Genomic DNA, 21,195 nt, shown 5'->3' with positions numbered 1-21,195 from the left:
CCGCAGCGCGAACAGGGCAGAAGAGGACCGCCACCGTCCTGGAGACGGTGGCGGTCCTCCCTCGCGCGGGCCGGCGGCTCCTCGCGCGGCCGCATCGACCGGATCAGCGGAAGTTGACGAACTGCAGCGCAGCCTCGTCGAACCCCTTCAGCAGCGAGATGGTCTGCTGGAGGTCGTCGCGGGACTTCGACGTCACCCGGAGCTCGTCGCCCTGGATCGTCGCCTTCACGGACTTCGGGCCCTCGTCGCGGATCAGCTTGGTGATCTTCTTGGCGACGTCCTGGGCGATGCCCTCCTTGATCGTCGCCTCGATGCGGTACTCCTTGCCGGAGGCGAACGGCTCGCCGGCGTCGAGGGACTTCAGGGAGATATCGCGCTTCACGAGCTTGGACTGGAAGACGTCGAGGATGGCCTTGACGCGCTCCTCCGAGCTCGCCTTCATCAGGATCTTCTCGCCGCTGTAGTCGATCTCGGCGCCCACGCCCTTGAAGTCGTACCGCTGCGCGATCTCCTTCTGCGCCTGGTTCAGCGCGTTGGAGACCTCCTGCTTGTCGACCTTGCTGACCACGTCAAACGTAGAATCGCTCGCCATGACTCACCTTTCGGATCGGGTTGATGTCTGCCCCCAAGGGTACCGGGAACGCACGATTCGATTCTGCGGGCAAAGTTCTGTAGAGTATTTTCTCGTTCCCGAGGGAACACCGGGCAGATTACCCGAGCGGCCAAAGGGGGCTGACTGTAAATCAGCTGGCAATGCCTACGGGGGTTCGAATCCCTCATCTGCCACCCGAATCGAATGGCTCCGCTTCCACCAGGAAGCGGGGCCATTCGTGTATCCACTCCCGGAATGGACGGCTGTGCCAGAGCACTGCGGGTCGGGGCGGGTCACGCCGCGAGCTCGTCGGCCAGCTGCAGATCCCACAGGACCAGATAGGACCGTGGCGGGGCCTCCATCACGGCGTTGTAGTGGGCCCACTGCCAGGCCGTGGCGCCGTTGTCCTCCGGTGGCGCCGGCGGGCACGACTCGGGTGTGAGCCAACCGCCGTCGCGCCAGATCGCGTGCACCGGCCCCAGGCTCGTCTCGGCCGGGTCTCCGGAGCGGGTCGGGCGGGGCGGGCGGATCTTCTCCTGGATGCGCTCGGCCTCGCCGAAGGCGTAGAGCTCCTCGGCGTCGACCGGCAGGCCGAGCAGGAGGTCCTCGCGGTAGCGCACCGCGAGGTCGATGGACTGCCGGATCGCGTCGGAGAGCGGCGATTCCGCGATGACGAACAGGAGCGAGCAGCGGCTCATGGCCCCTCCTTGGGGGTCGCAGGCGGTGTGAGTTGTTCCCAGAACGCTAGGCGGACCGCCGGTACCGGACCAGCGGGGCGGCCCGGTCTGTGGACAAGCCGGCACCGCGGGTACCGTGGAGCCATGGCAACCGTAGACATCACCCAGGCCGCCTTCGGCCAGACCCTCGAGGACAACGAGATCGTCTTCATCGACTTCTGGGCCGGCTGGTGCCGCCCCTGCCAGGCGTTCGCGCCGGTCTACGCGCAGGTCTCGGAGCAGCACCCGGAGGTCGTGTTCGGCAAGGTCGACACCGAGGCGGAGCAGGAGCTCGCGGCCGCGGCGGCGATCACCTCCATCCCGACGCTGATGGCGTTCCGCGACCAGGTGCTGGTCTACTCCCAGCCCGGCGCCGTCGATGCCGGGACGCTCAACGGACTCGTCGACGCAGTCAAGGGCCTCGACATGGAGGCCGTGCGCGCGGAGATCGCCCAGGGCGGTCAGCCCGAGTAGAGACCCCACCCGAACGGGCTCGTCGTCCGGCGTGTCGCCTAGTGCCGCCGGTGATCCATGGGGGAGAGCCGGGGCCCGTAGGTCGGCTTGCGGAACCCGGTGGCCTGAATCAGGCGCACCACGCGCTGGCGGTGTCCGCGCCAGGGCTCCAGGAGCCGGAGCATCCCCGCGTCGTCCGTTCGCCGTCCCGTCAGGGCCGCACCGACGTAGGCCGCCAGGTGGAAGTCCCCGACCGAGACGGTGTCCGGTGCGCCGTGGCTGCGCTGCAGCGTCTCGGCCACGCTCCACGGGCCGATGCCCGGGATCGACTGCATGGCGCGGCTGACGGCGTTGTGCCCGGCGTGGTCGACGATGGGGCGGGAGCCCAGTCGGTCCAGCCCGTCCGCCGACTCCGCCGCCAACATCAGCGCGCGGCTGCGCGTGGCGTCCACGCGGGCCGCGTGCCACTCCCAGGACGGGACGCGGCGGATCTGCTCCGCCGTCAGCGGCAGCCTGAGCCCCTCGGGGAGCGAGGCGGTCCTCGGCGCCGGTGCGGCGTCGCCGAAGCGCCGGACGAGGTAGCGCCAGGCGTACCGCGCCTCGATCGTGGTGACCTTCTGCTCCAGGACGACCGGCACCAGCGCGTCGAAGACCCGACCGGTCGCCGGCAGGCGCAGCCCGGGATTCCGGCGGCGCGCCTCGCACAGTGCGTGGGGCAGCGTCGCCGCGACGTCGGGGTCGTCGAGACCGGACCAGTCGTCCTCGGAGCCGAGCAGCCGCTCCACCCGCTCCGGTTCGGCCGCGAGGCCCGCCGCTCCCTCGCCCCACGCCCGCCACCGCACCCGACCGGCGTCGTGCTGGCCGGTGGGGAGCCGGCCGTCGCCGCCCGGCTCGGCCAGATGCTGGATCAGGAGGCTGACGGGCCCGGCCGTCGTCCGGAAGCACATCCACGCCGTGCGCTCGCCGACGCGGACGCAGGGGTCCATGGTCCCGCGCTGGAGGATCCCGAGCGTCGGCCGCAGCGCGTACGCCCGTCCCGGTCGCCAGTCACCCTCGGCATCCGGGCGCGCCAGGGGCAGGGCGGGGGCTTCGGTCATGACCTCTATGATGCACCCGTCCGCCCCGGAGGAGGCGCACGCTGTGCGCCGGCCCACGCGCGTGAACCAGCGTTTCCTCCCCCTCGGCTGCGCGACGGCCCGCCGGTAGAGTCTCGCCCATGAAGTACGCCAACTCCGTGATCGACCTGATCGGCGACACACCCCTCGTCCGCCTCAACCAGGTCACCCAAGGGCTCCGCGCCACCATCCTGGTCAAGCTCGAATACCTGAACCCCGGCGGATCCATCAAGGACCGGATCGCCCTGAAGATGGTGGAGGAGGCGGAGAAGTCCGGCGCCCTGCGCCCCGGCGGGACCGTCGTCGAGCCCACCTCCGGCAACACCGGCGTCGGCCTCGCCCTGGTCGCCCAGCAGAAGGGCTACCGGACCGTCTTCGTCACTCCGGACAAGGTGGGCGAGGAGAAACGCGACGTCCTGCGCGCCTACGGCGGCGAGGTGGTCGTGACGGCCTCGTCCGTCCCGCCGGAGTCCCCGGACTCCTACTACGGCGTCTCCGACCGCCTAGCCCGCGAGATCCCCGGCGCCTACAAACCGGACCAGTTCTCCAACCCGGCCGCCCCGGCCAGCCACTACGAGACCACCGGTCCCGAGATCTGGCGCGACACCGACGGCCGGATCACGCACGCCGTCATCAGCGCGGGCACCGGCGGCACCATCACGGGCACGGGCCGCTACCTCAAGGAGGTCTCCCGGGACCGGCCGTCCGGCCCCGTCCGGATCATCGGCGCGGACCCGGATGGCTCCGTCTACTCCGGTGGGACCGGGCGCCCATACTTCCTCGAGGGCGTCGGCGAGGACATGTGGCCGGGGAACTACGACCCCGGGGTCGCCGACGAGGTCGTCCCGGTCACCGACGCCGAGTCGTTCGCGATGACCCGGCGCCTGGCCCGCGAGGAGGGGCTGCTGGTCGGCGGGTCCTCCGGCATGGCCGTGGTCGCGGCGTTGCGCGCGGCGCAGAACCTGACCGAGGACGACGTCGTGGTGGTCATCCTGCCCGACGGCGGCCGCGGCTACCTCGCCAAGATCTTCAACGACGACTGGATGGGCCGCCACGGCTTCTCGCTGGAGCAGGACCAGGCGGACGACGACGCTCCGACGGTCCGCTCGCTCCTGGCGGCGGACGGCGCGGATAACGGTGCCGACGCCGGTCTACGCCCGCTGCCGCACCTGCGGGCCGAGGCCACGGTGGGGGAGGCGCTGGAGGCGCTCCGCGCGTCCGGTCTGCCGGCGCTGCCCGTGTTCAGCGGGCAGCCCGCCGAGCACCCCGCGCCGAGGACGGTCCGGCTGGGCGAGGTCGCCGGAGCCGCGACCGCGCAGGGGCTGACCGAGGCCGTCTTCACGCGTGCGGCCTCGCTCGAGGCGCCGGTGGGCGAGCACCTGGACGGGCTCCCCCCGCTGATCGGGGCGCGGCAGCCGCTGACGGCCGCCCGCCGCCTGCTGGCCGAGTCCGAGGTCCTCCTCGCGACCCTGGACGGCGACCTGGTCGGCGTGCTGACGCGCCACGACCTCATCGCCGCCGCCACCCGCTGACGGCTGCCTCCACCTCCCACGATTCCACGATCCCGAAGGACCGCAGAGCATGAGCAACGCAGAGCACACCCCCGCCGAGCAGGCAGCCCCGGACGGCTTCAACACCCGCGCCATCCACGCCGGACAGGAGCCCGAGCGCCACACCGGCGCCGTGGTCCCGCCGGTCCACTTCTCCACCACCTACGCCCAGGACGGCATCGGGCAGCTGCGCCACGGCTACGAGTACGGGCGCGGGACCAACCCGACGCGCGACTCGCTCCAGGAGCAGCTGGCCGCCCTCGAGCGGGGGACCCACGGGCTGACCTTCGGCTCCGGCCTGGCCGCCGAGGACGCGATCATCCGGGCCGTGCTGCGCCCGGGGGACAGCATCGTCCTCGGCAACGACGCCTATGGCGGGACCTATCGGCTGATCAGCAAGATCTTCGGCGACTGGGGCATCGGCAACCGCCCCGTCGACATGGCGGACCTGGACGCGGTCGAGGCCGCCGTCGTCGAGACCGGGGCCGGGCTCGTCTGGCTCGAGACGCCGTCGAACCCCCTGATGAAGATCACCGACATCGAGGCGATCGCCGCGATCACCCACGCTGCCGGCGCCCTGCTGGTCGTGGACAACACCTTCGCCTCCCCGTACCTCCAGCAGCCGCTGACCCTCGGGGCGGACATCGTCATCCACTCGACCACCAAGTACATCGGCGGCCACTCCGACGTCGTCGGCGGCGCCGTGGTGGTCCGCGACGACGCGCTGGCCGAGGAGATCGGCTTCCTGCAGTTCGCCGCCGGCGGGGTGAACGGGCCGATGGACGCGTTCCTCACCACGCGCGGGCTCAAGACGCTCGGCGTGCGCATGGACCGCCACTCGGACAATGCCGAGCGGATCGCGGCCTGGCTGCTGGAGCGTCCCGAGGTGGAGAGGGTGCTCTACCCGGGGCTGGAGGATCACCCCGGCCACGAGCTCGCGCGGAAGCAGATGAAGCGGTTCGGCGGCATGGTCTCCGTGCAGTTCGCCGGTGGCGAGGCCGCGGCGCGCACCGTCGCCGAGTCCACGCGCCTGTTCACGCTGGCGGAGTCGCTCGGCGGCATCGAGTCGCTGATGAACTACCCGTCGGAGATGACGCACGCGTCCGTGAAGGGCACCGAGCTCGCGGTGCCGGAGAACCTGCTGCGCCTCTCCGTCGGCATCGAGGAGGCCGAGGACCTCATCGCGGACCTCGAGCAGGCCTTCGCGAAGCTGGGCTGACGCGGTCCGTGCCGGCCGCCCGGCGCGGCCGGTAGGACGGCGTGGCGTGCCCGGCGCTGCCACGGACTCCGCCCGCAGTGCCTACCCGGCGCCGCGGGCGGTCACGCGCGGGGCGCGCGCCTCGTCGTCGTACTCCATGACCGTCCGGCCCCCGATGAATACGCGCCGGGCGCGCTGCATGACGTCGAGTGGGTCCCCGGACCAGAGGACCAGGTCGGCGTCCTTGCCGGGCTCGATCGAGCCGATCCGGTCCGCCAGGCCCAGCACCCGGGCCGGGTTGAGGGTGATGGAGCGCAGCGCGGTCACCGGGTCCAGCCCCTCCTTCACCGACAGGGTTGCCTGGTGGACCAGGAAGTGGATCGGCACCACCGGGTGGTCGGTGATGATCGAGAGGTCGACGCCCGCGGCGGCCAGCTTCCCCGGGTTCGCCAGCGAGCGCCCGCGCAGCTCCACCTTGGACTTGGTGGTGAACAACGGTCCGATCAGGACCGGCGTCCCGCGCTCGGCGAGCACGTCCGCGAGCACGTGCGCCTCGGTGCCGTGGTCGAGCACCAGCTCGTACCCGAACTCGTCGGCGAGGCGCAGGGCGGTCGCGATGTCGTCCGCTCGGTGGCAGTGCTGGCGCCACGGGATCTCGCGCTGGAGCACCAGGCCCAGCGCCTCCAGCCGGGCGTCCCGGGGTGTGGACTCGTCGGCCTCGCGCGCCCGCAGGTAGTCCTGGGCCTCGATGAAGGCCTGACGGATGACCATCGCCGTGCCCAGCCGCGTGGACGGCGTCTGCTTCTTCTCGCCGTAGACCCGCTTGGGGTTCTCGCCGAGCGCGGACTTCAGGCCGCTGGGGGAGCGCAGCACCATCTCCTCGAGATAGCGGCCATGCGTGTGCAGCGCGACGGCGAGCCCGCCGATCGGATTCCCGGAGCCCGGGTTGACGTTCACGGTGGTCACGCCGCCGGCCAGCGCGTCGTCGAATCCGGGGTCGAACGGGTCGACGGCGTCGATCGCCCGCGCGGCGGCCGTGACCGGGTCGGTCATCTCGTTCACGTCGGCCGTCGCGGCGTTCTCGCCCTCCGGGTCCATGCCGAGATGGACGTGGGCGTCCACGAAGCCGGGCAGCAGCCACTGGCCGTCCGCGTCGATCACGTCGCCCTCGGGCTGGACCCCGGGGCCCGCGGCGGCGATCCGCCCGTCGCGGACGACGACGGCGCCGTCGTACGGCTCGCCCTCGATCGGGACGACGTGCGCATTGACGAGGGAGAAGGTGCTCATTCAGCAGTCCTTTCGGATCGGTCCTGCTGTCGACCCTACTCCTGCGGCTACCGTCCCTTCAGCCGGTCCTTCTCCCGGCGGCGGGCGGCACGCGCCGCCTTCGCCTGCGCCTTGAAGTACCGCAGGGACGGCGGCAGCCACAGGAGCAGCACGCCGATCAGCAGTCCCACGGCGGGAATCATCAGCCGCGGTCCGCGGAAGAGCAGCGGCAACCCGGCGATCAGGCCGAAGGTGGTCAACTGCGCCCGTCCGGACAGACGGCCGCGCAGGAGCAGGACGGTCCCCCACCCGATGACCGCGGCGAGCCCGCAGAGGAAGATGCCGAGGATGACGAGAGCCGAGCGGTCCGCCTCGCCGGCGAGCAGTCGGTGGTTCGCGAAGGCGGCCAGGGCGAAGACCAGCAGGGCCGCCGCGAGCACGCCCCACCAGGCCGCCGCCGCGCGCAGCGTGCCGGGCAGCCGGGGCCAGGCCCACCGGCCGGACGGGCGGCCGCCCGGGGCGGGCGGATCCTCCGAGCGGGACGGCTCGGGGCGGCGGTTCGAAGGCGAGGCAGTCACGACGTCGAGCCTACCGGCGCGGCCCGTCGGCGTCCCAGTACGCTGGGGGACATGAGCAGCGACCAGCGCACGGCGTCCGCCCACCCGGCCACGGAGTCCGCCGAGCCCGCCCCCGCGCTCGCCGTCGGCGAGGTGCTGGCGGTCTGCCGGGTGCACCAGCTTGTGCCCGACGCCGGGCCGGTGGGGATCACGGCCATCGACAAGCGGCCGGTCGAGGGCCCCGTGAAGGTCGGGCGGCTCGGGCTCTACGCGGACGTTCAGGCGGACCGGGCCCACCACGGCGGCGAGGAGCAGGCCGTCTACGCCTACGCGGAGGAGGACGCCGCCGAATGGGCCGCGGAACTCGGATGCGAGATCCCGCCGGGCCTCTTCGGCGAGAACCTCCGGGTACGCGGTCTCGCTGTGTCCGACGCCGTCATCGGAGAGCGCTGGCGGATCGGCACCGCCCTGCTCGAGGTGACGGTCCCGCGCACCCCGTGTGCGACCTTCGCCCGCCGCATGGGCGAGCCGAAGTGGGTCCGGCGCTTCGCCGAGCGCGCCGCGACCGGCGCCTACCTGCGGGTCCTCCGCCGGGGCGAGCTCGCCGCGGGCGACGCGGTCGCCGTCGTGCACCGCCCCGACCACGGGGTCAGCGTCCGCGATCTCTTCCTCGGGCCGACGCCGGACGAGGCCGGCCGCCTGCACGCCGGACGCGAGGCCGGCGCCTGGGAGCTCACGCCGAAGGCCGCCCGCGAGGTGGACCGGGTGCTCGGCGCCGTGGAGTCGTGACGAAGGAGCGACGCCGGGGAGGCTTCGCAGCGGGGCCGCCATCCGGTGGGTGACCGGGCTGCACCGCCCCATGCGGCGGCCGATGTGCTGCATCGCACGTCGCCGTGAGCCCCTGCCGGGAGACGCGGAGCCGCAGGTCGGCTAGAATGAAGTGTTCACTCATTCCGGTTTCCCTCGCATCCTGCCCAATATTTGAGGCAGGAGCCCCCTCGTGTCGTGTGTGTCATCCGCAGGCTGCTGACTGAAGTAGTGCGGGTCAGAGTCATAGGGGAGTCGCCGGGCCGTAGTGATCGAGTCCGAATGCGTAGCGGCCTCCCGCGCCCAGCGCGGCGATCCTGCCGCCCCCGCCACACCAGCCCACTGCAGGCGCCCGCCAGGGTGCCGCGCCTGGGCCAACCACACAGAGGTTATTGAACCGTGTCTAACGACGTGTCATCTGACGTGCCCACGAACGAAGAGAACATCCCCACTTTCGCCGAACTCGGCATCGACGGCCGGGTCCTGGCCGCCCTGCAGGACGTGGGCTACGAGAAGCCCTCGCCCATCCAGGCCGCCACCATCCCGCTGCTGCTCGACGGGAACGACGTCGTCGGCGTCGCCCAGACGGGCACCGGCAAGACCGCCGCGTTCGCCGTGCCGGCCCTGTCCCGCATGGCCGAGCTCGCCGACCTCAACGGTCCCACGAAGAGCCCGCAGGTCCTGGTCCTCGCCCCGACGCGCGAGCTCGCGCTCCAGGTCGCCGAGGCCTTCACCTCCTACGCCAAGCACATGGACGGCGTCACCGTCCTCCCGGTCTACGGCGGCGCGCCGTACGGCCCGCAGCTGAACGGCCTGCGCCGCGGCGCCCAGGTGGTCGTCGGCACGCCGGGCCGCGTGATCGACCACATCAGCAAGGGGTCCATGGACCTCTCCGACCTGCAGTACGTGGTCCTCGACGAGGCCGACGAGATGCTACGCATGGGCTTCGCCGAGGAGGTGGACCGCATCCTCGAGGCCACGCCGGCCACCAAGCAGGTCGTCCTGTTCTCGGCCACCATGCCGAGCTCCATCCGCCGTATCTCCAAGCAGTACCTGCGCAACCCGCAGGAGGTGACGGTCAAGTCCCAGACCTCGACCGGCACCAACATCCGCCAGCGCTACGTCCAGGTCATGGGCGCGCACAAGCTGGACGCGATGACCCGCATCCTCGAGTCGGAGGAGCACGACGGCGTCATCGCCTTCGTCCGCACCAAGATGGCCACCGAGGACCTCGCGGACAAGCTGCAGGCCCGCGGCTTCACCGCCGCCGCCATCAACGGCGACATCCCGCAGCAGCAGCGCGAGCGCACCGTGGAGAACCTCCGCGCCGGCAAGGTCGACATCCTCGTCGCCACCGACGTCGCGGCCCGCGGCCTGGACGTGGAGCGCATCAGCCACGTCATCAACTTCGACATCCCGCACGACACCGAGTCCTACGTGCACCGCATCGGCCGCACGGGCCGCGCCGGCCGCAAGGGCGACGCGATCCTCTTCATGACCCCGCGCGAGAAGTACCTGCTGCGGGCCATCGAGAAGGCCACGCGCCAGCCCGTCGAGCTCATGCAGCTGCCCAGCGTCGACATCGTCAACGACAAGCGCCTGGACAAGTTCGCCCAGCGCATCACGGCGACCCTGGAGTCCGAGGACCTGACGGTCTTCCGCAACCTCGTCGAGAAGTACGTCGAGGAGCACGACATCACGGCCGTCGAGGTCGGCGCCGCGCTGGCCCACATGGCCCAGGGCGGACGCCCGCTGCTCATGCAGGACCTCCCGGTCCCGCCGACCAAGCAGGCCCGCATGGCCAAGGGCGCCAAGGACGGCTTCGGCTCCCGCGGCCCGTCGCGCTCGCTGACCGAGGGCAACGCGACCTACCGCATCGCCGTCGGCCGCCGCCAGCGCGTCATGCCCGGATCGATCGTCGGTGCGCTCGCCAACGAGGGCGGCTTCAGCGCCGCCGAGATCGGCGGCATCGACATCCGCAGCGACCACTCCCTGGTGGAGCTGCCCGCGGACCTGAGCAGCGAGCAGATGCAGGCGCTGTCCAAGACCCGCATCGGCGGCGAGCTCATCAACCTCGAGCTCGACTCCGGCCGCAAGCCCCGCCGCGACGGCGACGCCGGTGGGTTCCGCGGCGGCAAGGGCGGCGGCTTCCGCAAGGACCGCGGCGGCTTCAAGAAGGAGGGCGGCTTCAAGCGCGGCGGTTACAGCGAGGGCCGCGGCGGCCCGCGCAACTCCCGCGGCTAGCCAACCACCCCGGTCGGCCACCGCGCGTCCCACCCGGACCCGGCAGGCCTCCCGATCACGGGCCCCGTTCCGCGCTCAGCGCGCGGCGGGGCTCGTCGTCGTATCCGGCCTCGCCCTCGCCGGCCGGTGGACTTCTCCGGAGCTGCTCGATTCGGCTCCTCGGGGTCGAATCCGGGCTGCCGCGGTGCCGCTCGCCGCAGATCGGTGCCCATAATGGGGCATGACCTCCACCACTCCCACCGCTGAGCCCACCCTCGACGGCGAGCATCCCGCCGACCGGCACGACGTCATCCGCGTCCGCGGTGCGCGCGAGAACAACCTGCGCGGCATCGACCTCGACATTCCCAAGCGGCGCCTGACCGTGTTCACGGGCGTGTCCGGGTCCGGCAAGTCCTCGCTGGTCTTCGGCACCGTCGCCGCCGAGTCCCAGCGCATGATCAACGAGACCTACAGCGCGTTCGTGCAGGGCTTCATGCCGTCCGTGCCCCGCCCGGACGTGGACGTCCTGGAGGGGCTGACGACGGCGATCCTGGTGGACCAGGAGCGCCTCGGCGCCAACCCGCGCTCCACGGTCGGCACGGTGACGGACGCGAACGCGATGCTGCGCATCCTCTTCAGCCGGCTCGGCGAGCCGAGCATCGGCGGGCCCACCGCCTACTCGTTCAACATCCCCACCCAGAAGGCCAGCGGGGTGATGACCAGTTCCAAGGGCGAGAAGAAGATCGTCAAGGACGTGGTCTACCTCGGGGGCATGTGCCCGCGGTGCGAGGGCCGCGGGACCGTCTCCGACGTCAACCTCGCGGAGGTCGTGGACGAGTCCAAGTCGATCCTCGACGGGGCCATCAAGGTTCCCGGCTACACCGCCGACGGCTGGATGGTCCGGGGCTTCGCGGAGTCCGGGTTCTTCCCGGCCGACAAGCCGGTCTCCACGTTCACCGAGCAGCAGCGCCAGGACTTCCTCTACAAGGAGGCCACCAAGATTCGCGCGCTGGACATGAACATGACCTACGAGGGCCTGATCCCCAAGATCACCAAGTCCATGCTGTCCAAGGACGTGGACTCCCTCCAGCCGCACATCCGGGCCTTCGTGGAGCGGGTCGCGACGTTCACGGCGTGCCCGGAGTGCGAGGGCACGCGGCTCACCGAGGCGGCCCGCAACTCGAGGATCGACGGCGTCTCCATCGCCGACGCGTGTCGGATGCAGGTCACCGACCTCGCCGACTGGGTCCGCGGCCTGGAGCGGCCCGCGGCGGGCCCGCTGCTCGACGCGCTCGGCGCGAATCTGGACGCCTTCGTCACCCTGGGGCTGGGCTACCTCAGCCTGGACCGCCCCTCCGGCACCCTCTCCGGCGGCGAGGCCCAGCGGATCAAGATGCTCCGCCATCTCGGCTCGCCGCTGACCGACGTCACCTACGTGTTCGACGAGCCGACCACCGGCCTGCACCCGCACGACATCGAGCGCATGAACACCCTGCTGCTGCAGCTGCGCGACAAGGGCAACACCGTCCTGGTCGTCGAGCACAAGCCGGAGGCGATCGCGATCGCCGACCGCGTGGTGGATCTGGGGCCGGGCGCGGGCAGCGCCGGCGGCGAGGTCTGCTACGTCGGCGACCTCGAGGGCCTCGCCGCCAGCGACACGACGACGGGGCGGCATCTGCACTACCGGGCGCGCCTCAAGGACTCCGTCCGGAAGCCGGAGGGCAGTCTGCAGGTGCGCGGCGCCGCCGCCAACAACCTGCAGAACGTGGACGTCGACGTCCCGCGCGGCGTGCTCACCGTGGTCACCGGCGTCGCCGGCTCCGGCAAGAGCTCGCTGATCCACGGCTACATCGCCCCGCAGGACGGCGTCGTCGCGATCGACCAGAGTGCTATCAAGGGGTCCCGCCGCTCCAACCCGGCCACCTACACCGGCCTGCTGGAGCCGATCCGCAAGGCCTTCGCCAAGGCCAACGGGGTCAAGCCGGCCCTGTTCAGCGCCAACTCGGCGGGCGCGTGCCCGTCCTGCAAGGGCGCGGGCGTCATTGTCACGGAACTCGGCTTCATGGACACCGTGGAGACGCCGTGCGAGGACTGCGGCGGACGCCGCTTCATGGCCGAGGTGCTGGAGTACACACTCGGCGGCAGGGACATCACCGAGGTGCTGGACCTGCCCGTCGCCGAGGCCCGGGCCTTCTTCGCCTCCGGCGACGCGAAGCTGCCGGCGGCGGAGAAGATCCTCACCCGGCTGGACGAGGTCGGCCTCGGCTACCTCAAGCTCGGCCAGCCGCTCTCGACGCTCTCCGGCGGCGAGCGGCAGCGCATCCGGCTCGCGAACCAGATGGGGGAGAAGGGCGAGGTCTACGTCCTGGACGAGCCCACCACCGGCCTGCATCTCGCCGACGTGGAGAACCTCCTGGGACTGCTGGACCGGCTCGTCGACGCGGGCCGAACCGTGATCGTGATCGAGCACCATCAGGCCGTCATGGCGCACGCCGACTGGATCATCGACCTCGGCCCCGGAGCCGGGCACGACGGCGGCCGGATCGTCTTCGAGGGCACGCCGGCCGACCTCGTGGCGGACGAGTCGACGCTGACCGGGCAGCATCTGGCGGAGTACGTCCGAGCCTGACGCGGGCGTACGGAGCGGTCGTGGCCGGGGACGGCGGGGCCGGACCCGGCCGTGGTCCCCGCCAGCCGGACGGGCCGCCCGGGCGGGCGTGACGAGCGACACGCCCCCGCAGGTCATCGCCGATTTTGCGCGGACCCCCGGCGCTGGTAAAGTATTTCTCCGTTGCCCCCCTAGCTCAGTGGTAGAGCGCGTTCTTGGTAAGAACGAGGTCACGGGATCGATTCCCGTGGGGGGCTCTGAATGGATGCCCGCGTCTGTGTCGTGCAAACTGGCGCAGACGCGGGCAGACCCATTCGTGGCGGCGTAGCTCAGCTGGTTAGAGCGCACGACTCATAATCGTGAGGTCCCGGGATCGAGTCCCGGCGCCGCTACCGGACGAACGGCCCCGAGATCCTGGATCTCGGGGCCGTTCCTGCGCCCGCCGCCGACCCCCTGACGGCGCCCCGGGTCCTCACCTTCCGTCCACGGCGCGGCCCCGACCGTCGACGTCTCCATGACCCTCCGTGTGACGTGGATTGCGTTCGACGGCGGAGTGCGCGTTTCGTGCGCCCGCCCGTCCCCTCGAGGGGTTTCGTGCGCCCGCCCGTCCCCTCGAGGGGGAGCAGGCCGCATCCGCGTCGCGATCCATCAGGCTGCGGGCAGTCTCCGGCTGTGGAATCGCGACGCCGACGGAGTGAGCCTGCGTCACCGCAACGCCGATGGAACGAAGCTGCGTCAGTGCGACGCCGATGGCTGGCGCCGTACACCGGCGACAGGCAGGCGGCGTACAGCCAGCCGGCCCATCTCTGCGTCCGGGGTCGGGCCGGACGCGGTTCGGTAAGCTGGTCCGAGGCCCGGGAGTCACCGGGGCCGCTCGACGGCCGTGCGCGGACCGAGCGAGCATGCACCGGTATCGAGATCCGCAGAGAGGACGGCCGTGGCAGAGCCGAACAAGGAGTTCATGACCCGCGCGGAGATGCGTCGGGCCCGGCAGCAGGCCGAGGAGGAGCGCCGGCGCGCCGAGGACGCCGAGCGCCAGCGCCGCGCGCAGGAGACCCTGGAGAAGCTCGGGGTGAACGTGCCGCCGGCCGAGGGGACCGCCGCCCCCGCAGCCGACGGCCATGCCGTCGTCGACCCCGCGGAGGCGGACCGGTTCCGGGTCGCCGAGACCTCTGACACGGTCGACGAGTTCGACGACCTGGACGAGTCGCGTCCCGAGGACGCCGAGTACGCGCCCGAGCACGAGCACGGGCACGATCCCGCCGAGGCCGAGGCCGAGGCCGAGACCGAGACCGAAACCGAGACCGAGACTGACGTCGACCATGACGCCGCTGCGGACCCCCAGGCCGTTCCGGACGACGACGAGGCGGAGCCGGATACCGCGGCGACACCGCTGATCACCGCGGTGCCCCGGTCGGAGGCCGCCGCGGCCGCGGATCCCAGCCATGGCACGGCCGGCCCCGGTGGGCCCAGACCTGCCGCGCCGAGTGGCGCGACCGCGCACGCCGCCGCCCGCCGTGATGACTTCGACGACGTCGTCGGACCCCAGCGAAACGAGACGCACCCCGTGATTCCCGCACGCCAGTCCACCCCACCGCAGGTCGCCGCGTCGCAGGCCACTGCAGCCGCCCCAGTGGCGCGGCCCCTCACGACCGACAGCGCGCCCGTGGCGGCACCCGGTCCGGAGACCGACGAGCAGGACGACCGCCAGACCTTCCTCCGCCACGAGGAGGACCTGGGCGAGCTCCCGGCCCAGCAGGGCCTGCGCGGATTCCTGAACCGGCTGGGCTTCTCCCTGGAGCCCACCGGCGAGGAGCTCCGCGACCGGGCCCGCCGCGCCCGCGTGGGCCGCCGCGTCGGCCGGCCGCGGACCGTGTCGATCGTCAACGGCAAAGGCGGCGCCAACAAGACGCCGACCACCGTGCTCCTCGCGGCCGTGTTCGGCCGGAACTCGAGCCAGTCGGTCCTCGCCTGGGACAACAACGGCACCCGCGGCACCCTGGGCTGGCGCACCGCCAAGGACGCCCACGAGGGCCACGTGATGGACCTGCTGCACGACGCGGACCGGCTCCTCGGCGTCTCGCCGACCGAGCTGAGCATCGACGGCTACGTCCACTACCAGCAGACCGACCGGTTCAGCGTCCTGCGCACGGAGCCGACCCTGCTGGCCGCCGAGCAGTCCGTCTCCAGCCGGGACTTCGACACGCTCCACGAGGTCGTCAGCCGCTACTTCCAGATCACGTTCGTCGACTCCGGCAACGACGAGTCGGCCGAGCGCTGGCTGCGCATGATCGACCACACGGATCAGCTGGTCATCGCCTCCACCACCGTGGAGGAGCACGCCGAGGCCGGCGCCCTGCTGCTCGCCGCGCTCACCAAGCGTGGCGGCCGCTACGCCGAGCTGGCGCGCAACGCCGTCGTCGTCGTGTCCCAGCAGTCGCCGAACATCAACCCGGGCCAGCTCCGCCGGATCCGGCGCGGGTTCGAGGATCTGGCCCGCACCGTCGTCACCGTGCCGTACGACTCGCACCTGGTGAAGGGGAAGATCCGCTACGACGCGCTGAAGCCGGCCACCCAGCGGGCCTGGCTCGAGGCCGCCGCCGCGGTCTCCGACGGGCTCGTCGACACGGCATCGGAACCGCGGCCCCAGTAGACTGGCACGCATGCTCTCGATCCCGTGGGACGCGCTCTCCCCGCTGTACAAGATCCTCGTGGCCGCCTCGATGGGCCTCTCGGCGCTCGGCATCGTGCTGGCCCTCGTGGGCGCCGGGACGAGCACCCGGCCGCTGCTCTACACGGCGATCGGGCTGATCGTCGTGGGCGCCTGCCTGCACGTCGCCGGCCTCGTGGTCCGGGGGCGTGACGCCCGCGCCTACCGGATGCAGAACCCGCCGCGCCAGTAGGCGCCGAATCCCACCCCGACGGCGGTCGCATCCGCGTCCGCCCCGAGCGCAGAAGGAGTCGCATGTCGATCAACCCGGAACTCGCCGGGCGGGTGTACCCCGCCGGTGAGCCCTACCTCGTGGGACGCGAGAAGATCCGCGAGTTCGCCGCCGCCGTGAAGGCGAACCACCCGGCCCACTTCGATCCCGCCGTCGCGCAGGAGCTCGGCTACGCCGACGTCGTCGCGCCGCCGACCTTCGCCGTGATCGTTGCCCAGCGCGCCGACGCGCAACTGATCGCGGACCCCGCGTCCGGCATCGACTTCTCGCGCGTGGTCCACGCCGACCAGCGCTTCACGCACCACCGCCCCATCGTCGCCGGCGAGGCGCTCACCGCCGAGCTGCACGTGGACCAGGTCCGCGCCATGGGCGGCGGCGCCATGATCACCACGCGCGCCGAGATCAGCACCACCTCGGGCGAGCGCGTCGCCACCACCGTCTCATCGCTGCTCGTCCGAGGAGAGGACTGACCATGGCCGTCGAATTCGAGTCCCTCGCCGTCGGCGACGTCATCGGCGAGACTGCCGTGTCCTTCAACCGGGCGGACCTGGTCCGCTACGCCGGTGCCAGCGGTGACTTCAACCCGATCCACTGGAACGAGCGCTTCGCCACGGAGGTCGGTCTGCCCGGCGTCATCGCCCACGGCATGCTGACCATGGGCGCGGCCGTGCAGCTCGTCACCGACTGGGCGGGCGACCCCACCGCCGTCGTCGACTACCAGACCCGCTTCACCAAGCCCGTCGTCGTCGAGGATGTCGCCGGCGTCTCGCCGACCGAGGCCGAGGGCACTCCCGTGCGCATCGAGGGGAAGATCGGGGCCAAGGACGAGGACGCCCGCACCGTGCGCGTCGACCTCGCCGTGAGCGTCGAGGGACAGAAGGTCCTGGTCAAGTCGCAGGCCGTGGTGAGGTTCTGAGCGTGCGCCTCGCCGAGCTCACCACCACCGGCGTCGGTGGGCCCGCGGCCCGCTACGTCGAGGCGACCACCGAGGCCGAGCTGATCGACGCCGTCACGCGCGCCGACGACGCCGGGGAGCCGCTCCTGCTCATCGCCGGCGGCTCCAACCTCGTGGTCTCCGACGCCGGGTTCGCCGGCACGGTCGTCCGCGTCGCCACCCGCGGCTCCTCCCTGGAGGACCTCGCCTCCTGCTCCGGCGGGACGATCGCCGTCCAGGCCGGCCACTCCTGGGACGACTTCGTGGCCGAGACCCTGCGGAACGGCTTCGTCGGCCTGGAGGCCCTGTCCGGGATCCCCGGCTCCGCCGGGGCCACGCCCGTGCAGAACGTCGGCGCGTACGGCGCCGAGGTCGCCCACACCATCTCCCGCGTGCGGACCTGGGACCGGACCGAGCGCCGGATCGTCTCCTTCGCCAACGCGGACCTGCAGTTCGCCTACCGCGACTCCCTGCTGAAGCGCACCACCGCCAACGGCTCCCCGCGCTACGTGGTCCTGCAGACCACGTTCCAGCTGAAGCAGGGCACGCTCGGCGCGCCCCTCGGCTACGCCGAGCTCGCACGAGCCCTGGACGCCGAGGTGGGCGGCCGCGTCGAGGCCGCCAGGGTGCGCGAGGCCGTGCTGCGGCTGCGTGCCGGCAAGGGGATGGTGCTGGACGCGGCGGACCGCGACACCTGGAGCACCGGCTCCTTCTTCACCAACCCGATCGTCCCGGCGGAGCGCGCCGAGGGCCTGCCCGACGGCGCGCCCCGCTACCTCGCGGGGGACGGGCTCGTGAAGCTCTCCGCCGCCTGGCTCATCGATCGGTCCGGGTTCGGCAAGGGGTACGGGCTCGAGGGCACGGACGGCTTCGGCCTCGCCGCGGGCCGCGCGTCCCTCTCGACCAAGCACACTCTCGCGGTGACCAACCGGGGCGGCGCCACGGCGTCGGACATCCTGGCGGTCGCCCGGGCGGTGCGCGACGGGGTCGAGGAGCGCTTCGGCATCCGGCTCCACAACGAGCCCCTGCTGATCGACGAGAGCCTCTAGGCGAGGGGGCGGGCCCATGGAGCGGACGGTGGGCCGGCTGCGGCTGCTCGCGCAGGGCCTGCTCCGCGCCGGACCGGGCGTCGCCGGGCCGGACGGGGCCGGGGAAGCCGCGCCCCGCTCCGTCGAGGACGTCGTGCGCCGGCTGGGCATGGTCCAGGCGCAGGACCTGCACCAGGCCTTCTGGGCCGTCGGGGCCCGGCTCCCCGGCTCCACCGAGACGGGGGTCCGCGCCGCGCTGGACGAGGGGCGGATCGTCCGCACGTGGGGCGCCCGCGGCACGCTGATGCTGCTCGCGCCGGAACGCGTCCGCCCACTGCTGACACTCACCGGCCCGCGCATGGCCGCCCAGCTCGCCGCGCGGCGCCGCGAGCTCGGGATCGACGACGGCGTGGTCGCCACGGCGGCCCGGGTGGCCGGGGATCTGTGCTCCGTTGCCGCCGACGCCCGCCCGGCGTCCGCGTGGCCACGCCGCGACGAGCGGACCGGGAGACGTGTCGCCCGGCGGCCAGCCCAGCAGCCCGATCATCGGCCAGCCCGTCGGCCCGGGGCGACCCGCGCGGAGCTCCTCTCCGCCATCGAGGAGGCCGGCCTGCGCACCGACGGGCAGCGTGGAGTCCACACCCTCATGGCGGTCTGCCTGGCCGGGCACCTGGTGCAGGGACCCATGGCCGACGACGGCAGGACCGCCGCGCAGCGCTTCGTCCTCGCCGAGGACTGGCTCCCCGCCGGCGCCGAGGGCGATGACCCGTCGTCCGGTGCGGCGGCGGGTGGGACGCAACCGGCGGTGCTGGACCGGATCGCCGTCGACTACTTCCGCAGCCACGGGCCAGCGACCGAGCGGGATCTGGCGTGGTGGCTGGGCCTGCCGCTGACGCCGGTCCGCGCCGCCCTGGCACGCCTCCAGGCACCGGCCTCCGGGGCGCGGGAGCTGGCCCGGCGCGAGGTCCCCGGCGCCGGCCGCGGCGAGGTCTACTGGATGGCGCCGGGGACCGCCGCTCGCTGGGACGATCCGCCGGGGTCGCGCAGCGTCCTCGCGCTGCCCGTTTCGACGAGTTCCTGCTGGGCTACGCGGACCGTGGCGCGGTGCTCGCCCCGGAGCACGCGCACCGGGTCGTGCCCGGGAACAACGGCGTCTTCCGGCCCACCGTGGTGGTCGGGGGTGCGGTGGTCGGCTGCTGGAGTGCGACGGCGTCGGCCCGGCGCGGCGGCGTGCCCGCGCCCGAGTTCTTCGGCCCGGCGCCGGGCCCCCGGGCGGTCGCCGCATTCGCCGCGAGGGTGGGCGAGTACCGGCGCTTCCGCGGGCACTGAGATTCTCTGGACAAGCGCCGGAAGCGGATGCAGGATTGCGGTATGGAACACACGACGAGTCTCGAGATGGCCATGGAACAGGCGGATGGCAACTTCAAGGAGGCCAAGCGACTCCTGGAGAAGGCCCGGGCGCAGCACGCGGCGGGGGAGATCGACGCCGACCGGCTCGCCTCGATCGAGCGCCTCTACGAAACCGCGGTGTCCGAGGTGCAGCGCACCCATCGAGAGGCCTAGCAGCCCGCCCGCCGGCGGGGGTGCTGCCGGGAGCGTGCCCGGGCGAGCAGCGCACAGACGACGCGCACAGACGACGGGGCGCCGTCCACGGTCATCGACCGGTGGACGGCGCCCCTTCGGCGTCTCCCGTGGTAGACGCGAGGTCCGGAAGCGACGCCTAGAGACGTCCGAGCGCGATGGCGAGCATGCGGCGCAGCGGCTCCGCGGCGCCCCAGAGCAGCTGGTCGCCGACGGTGAACGCGGAGATGTACTCGGGGCCCATCTCCAGCTTCCGGATGCGCCCCACCGGGATGTCCAGGCTGCCGGAGGCGGCGACCGGGGTCAGGCCCTCCATGGTCGCCTCCTTGGAGTTGGGGACGACCTTGGCCCACTCGTTGTCCGCGTCGAGCAGGCGCTCGATCTCCTCGACGAGGAGATCCTCGGTGAGCTTGAGCGTCAGGGCCTGGGAGTGGGAGCGCATGGCGCCGATGCGCACACAGAGCCCGTCCATGGCGATCCGGTTGGACTCGGTGGTGCCCAGGATCTTGTTGGTCTCGACGCCGGCCTTCCACTCCTCCTTGGACTGCCCGTTGCCGAGGTCGGCGTCGATCCACGGGATGAGCGAGCCGCCCAGCGGCACGCCGAACTGGGAGGCGTCCAGACCGCCGCGCTGGGTCTCGAGGACCTTGCGGTCGATCTCCAGGATCGCGGAGGCGGGGTCGGCCAGCTCGCCGGCCACGGAGGCGTTGATGTCGCCGAACTGGGTCAGCAGCTCGCGCATGTGGCGGGCGCCGCCGCCGGAGGCCGCCTGGTAGGTCATCGCCGTCGCCCACTCGACCAGGCCGTTGCGGAACAGCCCGCCCAGGCCCATGAGCATGCAGGAGACGGTGCAGTTGCCGCCCACGAAGTCCTTGATCCCGGCCTCGAGGCCGCGGTCGATCACGTCCCGGTTGACGGGGTCGAGCACGATGATCGAGTCGTCGTTCATCCGCAGGGCCGACGCGGCGTCGACCCAGAGCCCGTCCCATCCGCGGCCGCGCAGCTCGCCGTGGACGGTCTTCGTGTAGTCGCCGCCCTGGGCGGTGACGATGATCGGCAGCTTCGCGAGTGCATCGAGGTCATGGGCGTCCTGGAGCGGGCCGGCCCCCTCGGCGAAGGAGGGCGCGGCGCCGCCCGGGTTCGACGTCGAGAAGAACACCGGGTCGATGCCGGCGAAGTCGTCCTCCTCCAGCATGCGCTGCATCAGAACGGAGCCCACCATGCCGCGGTAGCCGACAAAACCAACGGAAGAAGTCATGCCTTCCATGGTAGAGGCAGCCCCCGGTGGCGCGCCGAGTCGATGACGCGGATGTGATGCGGGCGATGCCACTGTGACGCCAGCGCCTTACGCCGGCTGGGCTACGGCGCGTCCTGCTTCCCCTGCGGGCTGTCCAGAATCTGCCGGCGGCGGGCGATCGCCCAGAGGGCGCCGATGGCGAAGACCTGCGTCACCACGAGCAGGACGATCAGCCCGCCGGCCCGCTGGCCGGTGATGACCATCCACAGGCCCAGTGCCGCGAAGATCACCGCGAGTAGGGGGAAGAGCATGTAGCCCAGGAGGAACAGCGGCTCCGGCTTCGAGACGAGCGCCTTGAAGGCGGCCTTCAGATCGGTCTTCTCCACCG

General features: G+C 72.2%; 20 protein-coding genes, 3 tRNA genes and 1 pseudogene. 17 read left to right on the top strand and 7 right to left on the bottom strand.

Annotation, left to right across the window (positions count from 1 at the left end):
- Positions 1-103: 103 nt before the first annotated feature.
- On the bottom strand, positions 104-592 hold the full coding sequence (locus RIN46_RS10810; RefSeq protein ID WP_309081177.1) for a YajQ family cyclic di-GMP-binding protein: 489 nt from the start codon (positions 590-592) through the stop codon (positions 104-106).
- 112 nt (positions 593-704) lie between these two features.
- Here RIN46_RS10810 and RIN46_RS10805 point away from each other — a divergent pair.
- Positions 705-786 (top strand) — tRNA-Tyr (locus tag RIN46_RS10805).
- Positions 787-885: 99 nt separating this feature from the next.
- Here the strand turns inward: RIN46_RS10805 and RIN46_RS10800 are convergent.
- On the bottom strand, positions 886-1,290 hold the full coding sequence (locus tag RIN46_RS10800) for a hypothetical protein (RefSeq protein ID WP_309081176.1): 405 nt from the start codon (positions 1,288-1,290) through the stop codon (positions 886-888).
- Positions 1,291-1,413: 123 nt separating this feature from the next.
- On the opposite strand from RIN46_RS10800, the gene RIN46_RS10795 reads away from it, so the two are divergent.
- On the top strand, positions 1,414-1,782 hold the full coding sequence (locus RIN46_RS10795; RefSeq protein ID WP_309081175.1) for a thioredoxin family protein: 369 nt from the start codon (positions 1,414-1,416) through the stop codon (positions 1,780-1,782).
- Positions 1,783-1,820: 38 nt separating this feature from the next.
- Here the strand turns inward: RIN46_RS10795 and RIN46_RS10790 are convergent, their stop codons facing one another.
- Positions 1,821-2,858 (bottom strand): 3-methyladenine DNA glycosylase, encoded by a 1,038-nt coding sequence (locus RIN46_RS10790; RefSeq protein ID WP_309081174.1) that lies wholly within the window; start codon positions 2,856-2,858, stop codon positions 1,821-1,823.
- Between the two features lie 119 nt (positions 2,859-2,977).
- Between RIN46_RS10790 and RIN46_RS10785 the strand changes: the two genes are divergently transcribed.
- Together RIN46_RS10785 and RIN46_RS10780 are read left to right on the top strand one after the other, a co-directional pair.
- Positions 2,978-4,408, top strand: coding sequence for a cystathionine beta-synthase (locus RIN46_RS10785; protein ID WP_309081173.1), 1,431 nt, complete (start codon positions 2,978-2,980; stop codon positions 4,406-4,408).
- A 49-nt stretch (positions 4,409-4,457) separates the two neighbouring features.
- Complete coding sequence (locus RIN46_RS10780) at positions 4,458-5,645, top strand: cystathionine gamma-synthase (RefSeq protein WP_309081172.1); 1,188 nt, start codon at positions 4,458-4,460, stop codon at positions 5,643-5,645.
- An 81-nt stretch (positions 5,646-5,726) separates the two neighbouring features.
- Here RIN46_RS10780 and RIN46_RS10775 read toward each other — a convergent pair whose 3' ends face one another.
- Together RIN46_RS10775 and RIN46_RS10770 are read right to left on the bottom strand one after the other, a co-directional pair.
- Positions 5,727-6,911, bottom strand: a complete 1,185-nt coding sequence (locus tag RIN46_RS10775; protein WP_309081171.1) for an amidohydrolase — start codon at positions 6,909-6,911, stop codon at positions 5,727-5,729.
- A 47-nt stretch (positions 6,912-6,958) separates the two neighbouring features.
- Positions 6,959-7,468: a hypothetical protein gene (locus RIN46_RS10770; protein WP_309081170.1), complete on the bottom strand. Its 510-nt coding sequence runs from the start codon at positions 7,466-7,468 to the stop codon at positions 6,959-6,961.
- 51 nt (positions 7,469-7,519) lie between these two features.
- On the opposite strand from RIN46_RS10770, the gene RIN46_RS10765 reads away from it, so the two are divergent.
- The 13 genes and pseudogenes from RIN46_RS10765 to RIN46_RS10710 all read left to right on the top strand — a co-directional run bounded on the left by RIN46_RS10765 (position 7,520) and on the right by RIN46_RS10710 (position 19,552).
- Positions 7,520-8,236: an MOSC domain-containing protein gene (locus tag RIN46_RS10765; RefSeq protein WP_309081169.1), complete on the top strand. Its 717-nt coding sequence runs from the start codon at positions 7,520-7,522 to the stop codon at positions 8,234-8,236.
- 441 nt (positions 8,237-8,677) lie between these two features.
- Complete coding sequence (locus RIN46_RS10760) at positions 8,678-10,498, top strand: DEAD/DEAH box helicase (protein WP_309081168.1); 1,821 nt, start codon at positions 8,678-8,680, stop codon at positions 10,496-10,498.
- Between the two features lie 220 nt (positions 10,499-10,718).
- Entirely contained in the window at positions 10,719-13,106 is a 2,388-nt protein-coding gene (locus tag RIN46_RS10755; protein WP_309081167.1) for an excinuclease ABC subunit UvrA, read from the top strand.
- A 164-nt stretch (positions 13,107-13,270) separates the two neighbouring features.
- A tRNA-Thr gene (locus RIN46_RS10750) sits at positions 13,271-13,342 on the top strand.
- A gap of 61 nt (positions 13,343-13,403) precedes the next feature.
- Positions 13,404-13,477, top strand: a tRNA-Met gene (locus RIN46_RS10745).
- A 545-nt stretch (positions 13,478-14,022) separates the two neighbouring features.
- On the top strand, positions 14,023-15,738 hold the full coding sequence (locus tag RIN46_RS10740) for an ATPase (RefSeq protein ID WP_309081166.1): 1,716 nt from the start codon (positions 14,023-14,025) through the stop codon (positions 15,736-15,738).
- A gap of 10 nt (positions 15,739-15,748) precedes the next feature.
- Complete coding sequence (locus tag RIN46_RS10735; RefSeq protein ID WP_309081165.1) at positions 15,749-15,988, top strand: hypothetical protein; 240 nt, start codon at positions 15,749-15,751, stop codon at positions 15,986-15,988.
- Between the two features lie 62 nt (positions 15,989-16,050).
- A complete protein-coding gene (locus RIN46_RS10730; protein WP_309081164.1) occupies positions 16,051-16,497 on the top strand; it encodes a MaoC family dehydratase N-terminal domain-containing protein in 447 nt (148 codons plus the stop codon).
- Between the two features lie 2 nt (positions 16,498-16,499).
- The gene (locus tag RIN46_RS10725; RefSeq protein WP_309081163.1) at positions 16,500-16,943 is read left to right on the top strand and encodes a MaoC family dehydratase; all 444 of its coding nucleotides are present in this window, start codon (positions 16,500-16,502) and stop codon (positions 16,941-16,943) included.
- A 2-nt stretch (positions 16,944-16,945) separates the two neighbouring features.
- On the top strand, positions 16,946-18,010 hold the full coding sequence (locus RIN46_RS10720) for a UDP-N-acetylmuramate dehydrogenase (RefSeq protein ID WP_309081162.1): 1,065 nt from the start codon (positions 16,946-16,948) through the stop codon (positions 18,008-18,010).
- A gap of 16 nt (positions 18,011-18,026) precedes the next feature.
- Positions 18,027-19,022 (top strand): annotated as a pseudogene (locus tag RIN46_RS14345) (DNA glycosylase AlkZ-like family protein); the annotation flags it as partial.
- Entirely contained in the window at positions 18,983-19,318 is a 336-nt protein-coding gene (locus RIN46_RS10715; protein WP_375141872.1) for a DNA glycosylase AlkZ-like family protein, read from the top strand. The pseudogene RIN46_RS14345 and the gene RIN46_RS10715, both read left to right, overlap by 40 nt.
- A gap of 42 nt (positions 19,319-19,360) precedes the next feature.
- A complete protein-coding gene (locus RIN46_RS10710; protein ID WP_309081160.1) occupies positions 19,361-19,552 on the top strand; it encodes a hypothetical protein in 192 nt (63 codons plus the stop codon).
- Positions 19,553-19,709: 157 nt separating this feature from the next.
- On the opposite strand, the gene asd is transcribed toward RIN46_RS10710, so the two are convergent.
- Positions 19,710-20,828, bottom strand: coding sequence for an aspartate-semialdehyde dehydrogenase (gene asd, locus RIN46_RS10705; RefSeq protein WP_309081159.1), 1,119 nt, complete (start codon positions 20,826-20,828; stop codon positions 19,710-19,712).
- Positions 20,829-20,929: 101 nt separating this feature from the next.
- Entirely contained in the window at positions 20,930-21,193 is a 264-nt protein-coding gene (locus tag RIN46_RS10700) for an NF038396 family protein (RefSeq protein WP_309081158.1), read from the bottom strand.
- Between the last annotated feature and the right edge of the window lie 2 nt (positions 21,194-21,195).

This window comes from Zhihengliuella sp., from assembly GCF_031178195.1.
GTDB lineage: Bacteria > Actinomycetota > Actinomycetes > Actinomycetales > Micrococcaceae > Zhihengliuella.
This window is presented reverse-complemented; position numbering and strand designations above follow the sequence as displayed.